This window comes from Campylobacter showae CSUNSWCD (genome assembly GCF_000313615.1).
Taxonomy (GTDB): domain Bacteria; phylum Campylobacterota; class Campylobacteria; order Campylobacterales; family Campylobacteraceae; genus Campylobacter_A; species Campylobacter_A showae_A.
Window position 1 is genome coordinate 13,033 of sequence record NZ_AMZQ01000005.1, and the last position, 11,873, is coordinate 24,905.

Consider the following 11,873-nt stretch of genomic DNA (forward strand, 5'->3'; position numbering starts at 1 on the left):
GATCGCTTTGGGCGACTACTCCTTGCTCGAGCATTTTTTAAGTATCTTTTTATGGGGTATATCCAAGGTACTTTTGCCGTCGCGGCGGGCGTTTTGGCGCTTAGTCTGGTTATCGCCGTGGTTTCGGCGTGGCTGGTGGCGAACTACCGCTTCGCGCTCTCAAATTTCTTTGAATATGCCCTCATTCTTCCGTTTGCGATTCCTGCTTATATATTTAGCTTTTGCTACGTCGGGATTATGGATTACGGCGGATATTTTCATCAAATTTTCGGCTTTAGGCTAGAGTTTATGAATATCTACGGAGTGATTTTCGTGCTGTCGTTGTCGCTTTATCCGTACATCTATATGTTTGCCAAAACCTTGTTTAAGATGCAGTCCGCGGCTATTTACGACGTTTGTAAAATTTACAAGCTCTCAGGCACCGCCGTGTTTTTTAGGGTCGCGATTTTTCTGTCGCGTCCGGCGATCGTGGGCGGAGCGATGCTGGTGCTCATGGAGACGCTTAGTGACTACGGCACGGCGGCTTATTACGGCGTAGAGACTTTTAGCGCGGGCATTTTTAAGCTATGGTTTGATATGGGCGACTCGTACTCCGCGTCCGTGCTAGCGGGGCTTTTGATGATGTTCGTGTTTATTTTGATGATATTTGAGCACGTTAATAAAAACTCTAAAAAATACAGCTTCTCCACGCACGATACCTCCAAATTTACGCAAAAAAAGAAGCTTGGTAAATTCGGCTCGGCGGCGGCGTTTTTGTGGTGCGCGAGCGTGTTTTGTCTAGCATTTGCGTTTCCTTTTACCTGGCTTTTGTACTGGAGCATTCACGAGCTAGATAGTTTTAAATTTGAGTTCGTGCAGATGGCGGCAAATTCGCTTCTGATGGCTGCTGGCGCGGCGATACTCATCACGGCGATTAGCTTTTTCCTAGTTTTTGCTACGAGGCTTATAAAAAACAAAGCGTTAAATACCTTTTTGCTAAAATCCGTCTCTCTAGGCTACGCGCTGCCTGGCGCTAGTACCGGGCTTTGCGTGATGATAGTTTTTGGCTACATTGACCGAAATTTCGGTACGCATCTGCTCTCATCGAGCTTTGTGGTGCTGATTTTCGGATACGTCATGAGGTTTTTGGCGACCTCGATATATTCTGTTGAGAGCGGATACGCCAAGATCCCGGCAAATATCGACGACGCCGCGCTTTTGCTAAACGGCTCGCGGTTAAATTTGTTTTTCAAAGTTCATTTTCCGCTACTTCGCCACTTTTTCTTTCTCTCGCTCATCGTCGTTTTTATCGACATCATTAAGGAGCTACCGCTTAGTCTCATTTTGCGGCCTTTGGGCTTTGAGACGCTTAGTATTAGGGCGTTTTTCTACGCCGCCGACGAGAGGCTTTACGCTGCGGCTCTGCCGTCGTTTCTCATCGTTTCGATGTCGCTAGTCGCCGTCCTTTGGTTCGAGATAATCTCCAGAAAAAAACAAGAAAGATAAAAATATGGCTGAAATTTTAAAAATCGTAAATTTAAACAAGAAATTCGGAAATTTAGAGGTTTTAAAGGACGTAAATTTAAGCCTTAACGAGGGCGAAATTTTAAGTGTCCTGGGCGATAGCGGCTGCGGTAAAAGCACGCTTTTGCGCATTATCGTGGGACTTGAGACGCCAAGCGGCGGGCAAATCGCCTCAAAGATGGCTACAGTACGGCGATGATGTTTCAGAGCTACGCGCTTTTTCCGCATTTAAGCGTTTGTAAAAACGTAGAATTTGCGCTGTGGCGACTCCCTAGCGCCGAGCGAACCACAAGGAGCGCGCAGCTGCTGGAAAAATTTAAAATCTCCGAGCTAGAAGACAAAACTCCAGATCAAATTTCGGGCGGTCAGGCGTAAAGAACGGCCTTTGCCAGAGCCGTAGCAAACCGCGAAAAGCTACTTTTGCTCGACGAGCCCTTCGCTAATCTCGATCGCAACCTAAAAAGCGCGCTAAGAGGCGAGCTAAAACAGATGATAAAGGCAAACGGCATCAGCGCGGTAATGGTAACGCACGACAAAGAGGACGCCTTTTTGCTAAGCGATAAAATCGCGCTGATAAAAGGCGGCAAGGTTTTGGCTTTCGGCGCGTCCAGAGAGCTGTATTTTAGCCCCGCATCTTACGAGATAGCCTGCTTTTTGGGCGATATGAATTTGATCGATGAGCGGGATGCGCAAAATTTGCCGGATGAATTTAGATCGTGGCTAGAGGAGAGAAACTTTATGTTTCGTCCGGAGCTAATAATAAGCGGCGAGAAATACGAAGCAGACGTGACGGAATCAAAATTTTTAGGCGCATTTTACGAGTTAAATTTGGACTTTTGCAGGGTCAAATTTAAAGCCGTAGTTAGCTCAAATTTGCAGATTTGCGATAAATTTAAATTTGACCTGGCATAAATTTGGACGGGCTTAGTATAGCCGCGCGAATTTTTTATCGTCTAAATTTGCCTGAAACGCAAATTTGGCGAACTCGGCTTAGTCTTGATTGCGATTTTCAACGTAATCCACCCTCGACCAAGCAAGCACGTAGATAAACCCTAACGCTAGATAGATGCCAAGCACCGCAAACTCGATAGGGTATGGATCGCGCAGGGCTTTGGTGAGTGAAAGCTGATTAGCATGCCGACTACGCAAAGCACCGCGTAGCCTGAAAACAGGACGTTTTGCGTGACGGCGCCGAGTTTTAAACTTATCTTTATCCAAAGCAAAAACGCAAGCACCGCCACGGCGCAAATGACGAAAAATAGGACCTTGTGCGTGCTAGCCGGTGTATAGTTTGCGCTAAAGCTTAGCAAAATCATCGCGCTGCTAATAGCGATAAAAAATGTGGTAAAGCTTAAACACTCCTTCGCCGGCGAGTCTGTTTACCTTTGATATCGCGCCGTAAAGGCAGATGACAGAGACAAATAGCATCGCTACGCGTGCGCTCGTTGCGATATCAAAGAGGCTTTTTGGTAAAATTATCTCTTGCGAGAGTAAATTTAAAATAGCTAAAATCCCCGACGTCATACCCAGCGCCCTTGCCGTGCTTATGCGTCTTATAAAGTTTTCTTGCATATTTTACCTTTTGTTAATTTAATAAAAATTTTACACAAACAAGCTTAAAATTTTTATTAAATTTGGTCCAACCGATCCTTTAAATTTGCTTTAAAGGCAGCTTAAATTTAATCCAAGCGAGCAGATATATGAAAATCGGCGCAAAGTATAAAATTAGCGACGCAGCGAAGCTGTATCTGTGGGTGATGAACGCAAACTCGAAGCTAAACATCATTAGCGCGTTAAAGGCTGCTAGTGTAAGCACGCAAATGATTTGCGCCACGACGTAAAGTATAAAATGTAAATTTTTACCCAAACGGCTTAGTTTGACGTTTATGACGATCCAAAAAATAAACGCCGCAAGCGCGCAAATGCCGAATTTTACGGCTAAGGCTCTATCTACGTTGACTTCGGGCAACCTAGCGTAAAACGCCATCAAGATCAAGATAACGACGCACGCTGAAAAAGCCAAATAAAATTTAAAAACATTGCTTTTAAAAATCGCTCCTATGCCTTTGATCGCGATCCAGCCGCAGACGAAAGAAGCGATCTGCATGCAAATCAGCAGCACCAAAAATACCGTCGCAAGGCCATCCGTAATGCTTGAACCGGAGTTTAAGACTACGGTTAAAATAGAAACCGCAAGCCAAAGCGCGCTTGAGACGATACCGTAAAATTTGATGCGGGCTGGGTCATAAAATTTGACGCGAGCGACGCTTTCTTGCGCTAACTCTTGCGTGCCAATATTATCAAGCTTATAAAAAGCGGCCGCTAAAAACGCGTAGCCGATGAATTTGACATAGTCGCCGCATAAAAAATAGTAATAATCCAGCGCGTCGCCAAAGCTATTGAGATTAGTTGCTCTAAGTAACGTTGTTGCTGCATTGAGCGTTACGAAGGCGCAATAACCCCAAAAGAGTTTGTTTGTATTTTTGTGATATCAAACGTGCCTAAAACGAGAAATATGGCGGGAATACAAAGCGCCCAGTTGTTAAAGTCCAACACCAAATAAGCCAGATAGCATAAATACGCCAGAAATTCGCCGACATCGGCCTCAATATCCCCCATAAACATCGTAAACATAACGCCTGCAAAGACGTATAAAACAAAAATAACGCCGTAAGTCGCGGCAAATAGAGTAAAATATCTGCAGGTTTTGACGCCACTCACGTGCAAGGCGATGAGCCTAAAAGCCGCGTATATCGGGGCTATTGCGGCCGCCTCGCAGGCAAGCTTAAGGACTCTGACATCAAAGTAAATGTACAAAAAGGAGATTTCCGTCCTGCCAAAAAGAATAAAGGATATCGCCGTTAGTGCAGAAGCCCAAATACCGAGCCTTCTGGCCTCTGCGGGCGTTGCGGCCATTTTTGAAAAGGCGCTTGAAACCGAGTTTAAAATTTCCAAATTTTTCCTTTTAAATTTTTGATTTGTTTGAGTCGAATTCGGCTGATTTTCGTAGTTAAATTTGCTTATTGTTAAATCATTATTTTAACTTTTTAGCAAGAAATTTGAACTTAAATTTAGGACGATTTTACGAGATTTGGCGGCTTAAATTTAAAATCAGACAATGTTTGGAGTTAAATTTGCGGTAAATTTGATCGTCCAAATTTTGACGCTAAATTTTGGATAATCGTCGCTTTTTTGTAAATTTGTCGTCGTATCTATCGTCAGTGGTTAAATTTAAAACCAAAAGAGCGCGGGCATTTATCTCACCTGCGCGCTGAAAATCTGCGTGATGCTGCTTATCTGCTCGCCCGCGACATCAAATTTCGCCGTTTTCATTCGCACGCGGTAAAGCGCGTTTAAATTTTCCTCGTTCAAAACCTCGGCGCTGCGGCCGTAAACGTAGCTAAGATCGTCCTTTAAAATAAGCGTGCGGTCCGCCACCGCAAGAGCGTGGTTTGGCTGATGCGTGGTAAAAACGATGCTGGCGTTGCTTTTTTGCTTTAGATTTACGATGAGGCTTAGCACGCGGTCTTGGTTTTTTATATCAAGCGCACTGGCAGGCTCGTCCAAAAACAGAATTTCGCTCTTGCTCGCGATCGCTCTGGCAAAGAGCACGAGCTGCTTTTGACCGCCTGAAAGTGAGTTGAAGCGCTTGTTTTTTAGGTGCGAAATTTCAAGGCTCTCAAGCGCGTCCAGGCAGATCTGCACGTCGCGTTTGCTCGGCTTTGAAAATAGCGAAATATCGCGCACGCGCCCCATCGCTACGATGTCCTGCACGCTGTAATCAAACGCCACGCTAAAGCTTTGCGGCAGAAAGCCAAATTTCGCCTGCGTGCTAAGCTGCCCCTCTTTGAGGCCTAAAATTCCCATCATGCACGACATCAGCGTGCTTTTGCCCTGACCGTTTAGCCCCAGGATCGCTAAAATTTGACCCCGCTCAATCTCAAAGCTTAAATTTCTAAAAAGAAATTTGCCCTCTTCGTAGAAAAATCCAGCGTCTTTGATAGAGAGCAAACTACCTTCTGTTCGCATCGGCGCTCCTTTTTAAGAGGACGGCGAATATCGGGCTACCGATGAGCGCGGAGATGATGCTAAGCGGCACTTCGCTAGAGCTTATCGAGCGCGATACGTCGTCGATAGCGAGCATAAAACGGCTCCTGCGACGAAGCAAGCGGGCATAGAGCGCAAGTGGTCGCTGCCAAATATCATCCTGGCGACGTGCGGCACCACGAGGCCGATCCAGCCGATGTTTCCGCTGACGCTGACCTGCGCGGCGACTAGCAGCGTGCAGATGACGAGGATGACCGAGCGCAGCCGCACGATGTTTACGCCGAGCACCTTTAGATCGCCGTCTTCTAGGCTGAGTAGATTAAATCTCCACCGCATCGCGATGAGAGCTACGACGCAAGGCGCCGAAACGGCGGCGAGCATGATTAGCTTGTCGTAGTCTGCGCGCACGAAGCTGCCCAGCAGCCAGTAGATGATGTTTGGTAGCACGTCTTCGTTGTCGGCTAGATACTGCACGAGGCTAGTTAGCGCGGCAAACACGCCGTTTATGACGATGCCCGCTAGGATGAGCGAAAAGACGTCGCTGCGCGAGACGAATTTGGCGATAAAATAGAGCATAAAAAGCGCTGCAAGCCCGAAAAAGAAGGCAAAAGCCACGATAAAATAGGAGCCAAAGCCAAGCATGATGCAAAGCGCGCCGCCGAATGCCGCCGCGGTGCTCACGCCCACGATGTGCGGGCCTACGAGTGGGTTTTTAAACACCGCCTGAAGCGCGAGACCGCTAAGCGCCAGTATCCCGCCGCAAAGGCTCGAAAGTAGGGCGCGCGGAATGCGGATATCAAGCACCACGCTTTTTGCCGTCTCATCGGCGGAGGAGCCGAGTAAAATTTTACCCGTCTCCTCTAGGCTCACAGGATACTGCCCGATGCCCAGCGATACCGCAAACAGCAGAACCCAGAGCAGCAGCAGGGCGGAAAATTTCATTTATAGCTCGTGCGGTAGAATTTTTGATAAAATTCCTCTACTTTTTTGTTAAACTCAGCCTCGTCAAAGTGCTTAGGATAGAGCTTCATCGCTAGCCACCACTCGCCAAGCGCCATAGCTTCGGCCGTCGGATAGCCCCACGCTTTGGCGTATTCGGGCATCATATAAATTTTATCCTCTTTGACTGCGCTTAAATTTGCAAGCTGCGGGTTGGATTTAAGCTCGGCGGGCACCTGAGGGTAGCGATCCTGCACGAAGATCATCTGCGGCGCCCACGCTAAAACCTGCTCTGCAGATACCTGCTTGTAGCCCTTGATACTCTCTGCCGCGACGTTTTGTGCGCCGGCTCGCATAAACATTATGCCCGTGTATTTGCCGCTGCCGTAGGTCGTGAGATCGGGATTTGCCATGTAAATTTTAGGTCTTTTATCGACGATGAAGTCGCTAAATTTAGCCTTTAGTTGCTCTTGCGAGGTTTTAACGAAGCTTATGAGCTCGGCGGCTTCTTTTTCGCGGTTTGTGACCTTGCCAAGAAGCTCGATCCCGTCGTAAAAGCCCTCGGTGTAGGCCGCTTCGTCGTCCTTAAAGGTCGGATTTAGCTTGCCCTTATCGGTGGCGTCGCTGCGCTGAAAGCTAACGGCGACGACTGGGATTTTGAGCTCCGTCATTTTGTCGATGTATTCTTGCGGGATGCAGTTCGTGACGATCACGACGTCGGGCTTTAGCTTAAGCACCGCCTCGTAGTTGATGACCTTTAGATCGCCCGATGTGGGCATATCTTTTAGGCTCGGCGCTAGGCGGATGTAGTTTTTGCCGAGCGACTTTTCCCACGCTCCTGCACGCCGACGACCTTATTCAGCGCGTTTAGCTCATTTAGTGCGTTTAGGCTTTGGTGCTGAAGCACGACTATGCGCTTAACTTCGTCCGGTAGCGTAACATCGCGGCCTAGTTGATCGGTTACGACGCGGTCTGCAAAAAGCGAACTCGCGCACAGCGCAAGAGCCAGCGCGAAAGAGTGAAATTTGCTCATGTTTTTTCCTTAAGTTTTTAAATTATATTTATTTATAGGCTTGAAATAAACATTTTTGGCCTATAAATAAACAATAGTATATTACAAAAACAGCGATGAATTTATTATAAAATTTGAAGTTTATAAATTTTAAGGCTGCACAGGAATGATATTTTTGATCCTAGCCCAAGCTGCTAGTTCGCAAAGCGGGATCAAAAGCGCTATCGTAAGTAGTGTATATGGAGTTACCGAACCGTTAAGGGACGAAATATCGATAAACTGAAGCGCTGTGCACATAAAGGCTAAGCCTGAGTAGATGTAGAAAGCACTGTTCTGCGTATCTTTGCCGAGTAGGTAGTACACAACGCCGAGTATAAGCCAAAAGTAGATAGTAAGAATAGAGTCTATAGTAAGAAATATCGTAAGAGGCGTGCCTTGTATATTTAAAAAATTATTTGCGACTGCTCCGATTATAGAATAAGCATTATCTACAAGAGAGCCTCCGATCTGCGCCGCGGCATACTCTACCACGCTAAAACCGACTTGACTTACCGAATACAATGCCATAGATAGCCATAAAATCGCTAGTAGCGCCGCCGTGACTAGTGCGGAGGAAGTTCTCGTAAAAAGCTTGCTTGCAGAGAGTTTGGAAATTTGTCTAGCGGCAAGAAGCCTAAAGATCATCGACGCTAGAAAGATAAGGCAAACGAAAAACACGGCGGTCAAAAATCCAGCCAGCGAGACGCGGCCACAAAATTTGCACAAAGCCCAAATGGACATACTGCCGCCAATCAGTAAAACATTAGAAACTATGCCGCGGAATTTTATCTCGGCCAGGAGCTCTTGACGCATCTTTTTGCGCTTTTGGATTTTTCTTTAAATTTGGTAGCAGGTTTTATTTGCCGATCGGCTATAAAAGTGAGGGCTAAATTTAGCCCTCGATGTAGTTTTTGAGTTTTCTACCGACTTTTGGGTGTTTTAGTTTTTTGATGGCAGAACTTTCGATCTGGCGGACGCGCTCGCGGGTTACGTTTAGCTCCTTGCCTATCTCTTCTAGCGTGCGGTCGCTCTCGTCGTCGAGTAGGCCAAATCTCATCCTGATGACGGCTTTTTCGCGCTCGTTTAGCTGGTCTAGGACTTCGTCAATCTGCTCTTTTAGGTCGTTTTTTAGGATGTGATCCATAGGGCTTAGAGAGCTTCTATCCTCGACGAAATCTCCAAATTTACCGTCGTCTTCGTTGCCGATAGGGGCTTCTAGACTGATAGGCTCTTTTGTGATTTTGATGACCTGTTTTATCTTGTCCGCGCTTAGTCCGACCTCGGCTGCGATTACGTTTATATCCGGCTCTTTGCCTTCTTCTTGTAGGTATTTTCGGTTGATTTTGTTGATACGGTTTATCGTTTCTATCATATGGATAGGGATACGTATCGTGCGTGCTTGATCGGCGATGGCGCGGCTGATAGCCTGACGTATCCACCACGTCGCATAGGTAGAAAATTTATACCCTTTTTTATATTCAAATTTATCGACCGCTTTCATTAGTCCGATGTTACCCTCTTGAATCAAGTCTAAAAACGGTAAACCGCGGTTCGTGTAGCGCTTGGCGATACTTACGACTAGGCGTAAATTTGATTTTGCCATCCTGGCTTTTGCTTCGTCGGATATCTTTTTGCCGCGTTTGATCTGCTCTAAAATTTCCTTTAAAAGTATCGGATCGAGGTTAAATCCGCTCTTGCTCGCTTCCTTGGTCGCAAATAGCTTTTTGATCTCCACGTAGGTTGATACCATCGTAGCCTCGGGCACTCGCGCGATTATATCTTCTTTGCTGAGCTTGATGATATCTTTTAGGATCGACTTGTGATTTTTCTTTAGCTCGTCGCTAAACATAGGTAGCTTATACTCGAGTCTTTTTAGCTCTCTGTCAAATTCATCATCGCTCTTTAGCGCCGTTTCCATAGACTTTACGATCTCGGTTATGAGCTTGCTCGTCGGACCTAGATCCATTAGTTTGTCTTTTAAAATTTTCTTTTTAAATGCGAGCGTAAGCTTGGCTAAAAATTCATCCTCTATCTCGGCGTCATTTTGTTTATTTGCCGTCTTTAACCACTCTTTTTTGGCCTTTTCGAGCGCTTTAAAACTCTCGATCACTTTTTCAGCTCGTTTGTCGTCTTTTTTATTGTGTTTTTTTGGCTTGGCTTCTTTCTCTTCGCCTTCCTCGACATCATCCTCGACTTCTTCGTTTTCTTCCTCTTCTTCGACCTCTTCGCTACCTTCCTCACCTTCGTCGTCAAAGCTTCTAAAAAGCTCTTTTACGCGGCGTTCGCGGTTGATGAGAGGTTCTTTGTAGTCAAGAATAAAATCGATAAGGTATGGTACCGAGCAAAACGCGTCGATGATGATATCTTCGCCAAGCTCGATTTTTTTGCTGATTTCTACTTCTTCCTCTTTGGTTAGTAGTGCGATTTGACCCATTTCGCGTAGGTACATACGCACGGGACTATCCGAGCGCGACCACTCGAGTAGATCCGTTTCGCTGGCGAGATCAAATTCTTCCTCTAGATTGTCGTCGGCTAGTTTTGCTAGCTCCTCGCGACGCTTCTTAGCATCTTCGATGTTGCGCATTTTTGCGATTTCAGCCGAGGTTATGAGCTGGACTTTATTTTCTTTTGCCAGCGATTCTAGTTTTTTTGCTATCGCTGCCGTCGGCGCTTTGTCTAGAAATTTAACAAGTTTTTCGTAAGTGATATAGCCTTTGGCATTTTCTTTGAAAAGCTCTTCTATGAGCGACAATGCCTCTTTTTTTGCGGTACTCATTCGGGATTCCTTTTTTTTGTAGAAAACGAGGATTATACCCAAATTTTTTTAAACATTAATAAAAAGGCGATCATTTGAGTATTTTTTAAGTAAGCTAAATTTGCTGAAAATTTTATTAAATTTGAGTTGGAACGGAAGTTGCTATTTAATGCTCAATAAAGCAAGCGGAAGTAGCTTGTGACGCAGACGAGGCGGGTTTTTGCGAGGCGAGGGCGCGTATATATGATACGTAACCGAAGCTGAGCAAAAAACCAACGAAGTATGCGTTTAAGATACGACGCGTAAGATAAGGAAAAGTAAATGAACAACGGCTACTACCAAGCAACCGGCGCTATGGTGACGCAGTTTAACCGCCTAGACGTCATCGCAAATAACCTAGCAAACATAAACACGATCGGTTTTAAACGCGACGACATCGTAGTCGGGGACTTTGAGAGGATTTTTAAAGAGTACCGCGACGAGCTACCGATAGAAAATCACACCAAAGATGCGGCGAAATTTCTAAACAGAACTATCGACAGGGTGCCGCAAATCTCTGAGCAATACGTCGATTTTAGCCAGGGCGGACTTAAATTTTCAAACAACGACCTTGACTTTGCGATGAAGCGTGAGGATCTGTTTTTTCTAGTCGAAGTAAAACCAGGCGATGTGCGCCTAACCAAAAACGGCTCGTTTAATCTCGACGAGGATGGATTTTTGGTAACAAAAGAGGGCTATAAAGTGCTACCGAGCGATTATTTTACGAATAATTTTCAAGGTATCCAAATCCCGCAGGGAGAGCGCTTCTCCGCTGATAAAAACGGTAATCTCTACTCAAACGAGGAGCCGCTAGCTAGGCTTTATATCGCGCAGCCAAAAGAGATACGAAATCTAACAAAAGAGGGCGATAATCTCTATGTTTTGCCGAATTTAAAGGAGCTTGAGGACGTGGGCGGCGAGATAGACGCGGTCGCGTGGAAATACACTCAAATCTCCAACGTAAACGCCGTGACCGAGATGGTCGGACTGATCGAGACGCAACGCTTTGTCGAGATGTATCAAAAGGTGATGACGTCGCATATGGACGATCTAAATCAGGAAGCCATAAGTAAGCTTGCTAACACGAAAGTCTAAATTTAGCGTCATCTCTTTGACGTATTTGCGAGAGATTTAATTTTACTCGCGGCGACAGGCTACGTGCCTAGTCTTGCTAGTAAAAATTTGCACGACTCGCAAATCCGCTCAAAGATATTTCCGCTAAGGTTTTTAAATTTTAATAAACACAAATCGCTATGCATTAAAACCCTGCCGCTGATATAAATTCAAAATACTTCCGCCAAAATATTTTCAGTTTTTCCCAAAATTGCAAATTTGGAACGCCTTTTGCTAGACAGTTTAAGAAATGCGAGAAATCGCGCCGAATTTGCGAATTTTAGACGTTTGTCCGACATAAAAACAGTCGGCAACGGTTTTACGCAGAAGCGTAAAATTTAAGACTGCAAATTTGGAATATTTTTTGCAATGGTAAAAAGTGATGAGCTGCTTATTAGGTGCATAAAGATAAGCGGCAGTAGCTTG

At 45.5% G+C, this 11,873-nt stretch carries 16 protein-coding genes; 5 read left to right on the plus strand and 11 right to left on the minus strand.

The window, feature by feature from the left end:
- Nucleotides 1-51 precede the first annotated feature (51 nt).
- Genes CSUNSWCD_RS03465 through CSUNSWCD_RS11670 form a run of 4 tightly spaced genes read left to right on the plus strand, consistent with a single transcriptional unit; the run spans nt 52 to nt 2,415 of the window.
- Nucleotides 52-1,485, plus strand: a complete 1,434-nt coding sequence (locus CSUNSWCD_RS03465; RefSeq protein WP_009494251.1) for an ABC transporter permease — start codon at nt 52-54, stop codon at nt 1,483-1,485.
- Between the two features lie 4 nt (nt 1,486-1,489).
- Nucleotides 1,490-1,702 carry an ATP-binding cassette domain-containing protein gene (locus tag CSUNSWCD_RS11660; protein WP_009494252.1) on the plus strand — a complete coding sequence of 71 codons (213 nt, stop codon included), beginning with the start codon at nt 1,490-1,492 and terminating at the stop codon, nt 1,700-1,702.
- On the plus strand, nt 1,702-1,878 hold the full coding sequence (locus CSUNSWCD_RS11665) for a Ferric iron ABC transporter, ATP-binding protein (RefSeq protein WP_009494253.1): 177 nt from the start codon (nt 1,702-1,704) through the stop codon (nt 1,876-1,878). Before CSUNSWCD_RS11660 ends, CSUNSWCD_RS11665 begins: the two co-directional genes overlap by 1 nt.
- Nucleotides 1,879-1,923: 45 nt before the next feature.
- Nucleotides 1,924-2,415 carry an ATP-binding cassette domain-containing protein gene (locus tag CSUNSWCD_RS11670; RefSeq protein WP_009494254.1) on the plus strand — a complete coding sequence of 164 codons (492 nt, stop codon included), beginning with the start codon at nt 1,924-1,926 and terminating at the stop codon, nt 2,413-2,415.
- 146 nt (nt 2,416-2,561) lie between these two features.
- Here the strand turns inward: CSUNSWCD_RS11670 and CSUNSWCD_RS11675 are convergent, their stop codons facing one another.
- From CSUNSWCD_RS11675 to rpoD, 11 genes are all read right to left on the minus strand, one after another.
- The gene (locus CSUNSWCD_RS11675; RefSeq protein ID WP_009494255.1) at nt 2,562-2,819 is read right to left on the minus strand and encodes a hypothetical protein; all 258 of its coding nucleotides are present in this window, start codon (nt 2,817-2,819) and stop codon (nt 2,562-2,564) included.
- Nucleotides 2,820-2,826: 7 nt separating this feature from the next.
- Nucleotides 2,827-3,075 (minus strand): hypothetical protein, encoded by a 249-nt coding sequence (locus tag CSUNSWCD_RS11680; RefSeq protein WP_009494256.1) that lies wholly within the window; start codon nt 3,073-3,075, stop codon nt 2,827-2,829.
- A 79-nt stretch (nt 3,076-3,154) separates the two neighbouring features.
- Complete coding sequence (locus tag CSUNSWCD_RS03490) at nt 3,155-3,625, minus strand: hypothetical protein (protein WP_157788737.1); 471 nt, start codon at nt 3,623-3,625, stop codon at nt 3,155-3,157.
- A gap of 320 nt (nt 3,626-3,945) precedes the next feature.
- A complete protein-coding gene (locus tag CSUNSWCD_RS03495) occupies nt 3,946-4,458 on the minus strand; it encodes a hypothetical protein (RefSeq protein WP_034964305.1) in 513 nt (170 codons plus the stop codon).
- 300 nt (nt 4,459-4,758) lie between these two features.
- A complete protein-coding gene (locus CSUNSWCD_RS03500; RefSeq protein WP_009494262.1) occupies nt 4,759-5,532 on the minus strand; it encodes an ABC transporter ATP-binding protein in 774 nt (257 codons plus the stop codon).
- On the minus strand, nt 5,516-5,647 hold the full coding sequence (locus CSUNSWCD_RS11865; protein WP_009494263.1) for a hypothetical protein: 132 nt from the start codon (nt 5,645-5,647) through the stop codon (nt 5,516-5,518). The genes CSUNSWCD_RS03500 and CSUNSWCD_RS11865 overlap by 17 nt, the downstream gene beginning before the upstream one ends.
- Nucleotides 5,614-6,492: a FecCD family ABC transporter permease gene (locus CSUNSWCD_RS03505; protein WP_009494264.1), complete on the minus strand. Its 879-nt coding sequence runs from the start codon at nt 6,490-6,492 to the stop codon at nt 5,614-5,616. Before CSUNSWCD_RS03505 ends, CSUNSWCD_RS11865 begins: the two co-directional genes overlap by 34 nt.
- Entirely contained in the window at nt 6,489-7,268 is a 780-nt protein-coding gene (locus tag CSUNSWCD_RS03510) for an ABC transporter substrate-binding protein (protein WP_009494265.1), read from the minus strand. The genes CSUNSWCD_RS03505 and CSUNSWCD_RS03510 overlap by 4 nt, the downstream gene beginning before the upstream one ends.
- A gap of 17 nt (nt 7,269-7,285) precedes the next feature.
- Nucleotides 7,286-7,522 carry an ABC transporter substrate-binding protein gene (locus CSUNSWCD_RS11870; RefSeq protein WP_009494266.1) on the minus strand — a complete coding sequence of 79 codons (237 nt, stop codon included), beginning with the start codon at nt 7,520-7,522 and terminating at the stop codon, nt 7,286-7,288.
- A 129-nt stretch (nt 7,523-7,651) separates the two neighbouring features.
- Nucleotides 7,652-8,353, minus strand: a complete 702-nt coding sequence (locus CSUNSWCD_RS03515; protein ID WP_009494267.1) for a hypothetical protein — start codon at nt 8,351-8,353, stop codon at nt 7,652-7,654.
- 79 nt (nt 8,354-8,432) lie between these two features.
- A complete protein-coding gene (gene rpoD, locus CSUNSWCD_RS03520; protein WP_009494268.1) occupies nt 8,433-10,316 on the minus strand; it encodes an RNA polymerase sigma factor RpoD in 1,884 nt (627 codons plus the stop codon).
- Nucleotides 10,317-10,616: 300 nt separating this feature from the next.
- On the opposite strand from rpoD, the gene CSUNSWCD_RS03525 reads away from it, so the two are divergent.
- On the plus strand, nt 10,617-11,429 hold the full coding sequence (locus CSUNSWCD_RS03525) for a flagellar hook-basal body protein (RefSeq protein WP_009494269.1): 813 nt from the start codon (nt 10,617-10,619) through the stop codon (nt 11,427-11,429).
- Nucleotides 11,430-11,873 lie beyond the last annotated feature (444 nt).

Bases quoted from the DNA above. Each gene is read 5' to 3' on its own strand.
- CSUNSWCD_RS03465 (WP_009494251.1), top strand. From the start codon at position 52: ATGGGGTATATCCAAGGTACTTTTGCCGTCGCGGCGGGCGTTTTGGCG.
- CSUNSWCD_RS11660 (WP_009494252.1), top strand. From the start codon at position 1,490: ATGGCTGAAATTTTAAAAATCGTAAATTTAAACAAGAAATTCGGAAAT.
- CSUNSWCD_RS11665 (WP_009494253.1), top strand. From the start codon at position 1,702: ATGTTTCAGAGCTACGCGCTTTTTCCGCATTTAAGCGTTTGTAAAAAC.
- CSUNSWCD_RS11675 (WP_009494255.1), bottom strand. From the start codon at position 2,819: ATGATTTTGCTAAGCTTTAGCGCAAACTATACACCGGCTAGCACGCAC.
- CSUNSWCD_RS11680 (WP_009494256.1), bottom strand. From the start codon at position 3,075: ATGCAAGAAAACTTTATAAGACGCATAAGCACGGCAAGGGCGCTGGGT.
- CSUNSWCD_RS03500 (WP_009494262.1), bottom strand. From the start codon at position 5,532: ATGCGAACAGAAGGTAGTTTGCTCTCTATCAAAGACGCTGGATTTTTC.
- CSUNSWCD_RS11865 (WP_009494263.1), bottom strand. From the start codon at position 5,647: ATGCTCGCTATCGACGACGTATCGCGCTCGATAAGCTCTAGCGAAGTG.
- CSUNSWCD_RS03505 (WP_009494264.1), bottom strand. From the start codon at position 6,492: ATGAAATTTTCCGCCCTGCTGCTGCTCTGGGTTCTGCTGTTTGCGGTA.
- CSUNSWCD_RS03510 (WP_009494265.1), bottom strand. From the start codon at position 7,268: ATGCCCACATCGGGCGATCTAAAGGTCATCAACTACGAGGCGGTGCTT.
- CSUNSWCD_RS11870 (WP_009494266.1), bottom strand. From the start codon at position 7,522: ATGAGCAAATTTCACTCTTTCGCGCTGGCTCTTGCGCTGTGCGCGAGT.
- CSUNSWCD_RS03515 (WP_009494267.1), bottom strand. From the start codon at position 8,353: ATGCGTCAAGAGCTCCTGGCCGAGATAAAATTCCGCGGCATAGTTTCT.
- rpoD (WP_009494268.1), bottom strand. From the start codon at position 10,316: ATGAGTACCGCAAAAAAAGAGGCATTGTCGCTCATAGAAGAGCTTTTC.
- CSUNSWCD_RS03525 (WP_009494269.1), top strand. From the start codon at position 10,617: ATGAACAACGGCTACTACCAAGCAACCGGCGCTATGGTGACGCAGTTT.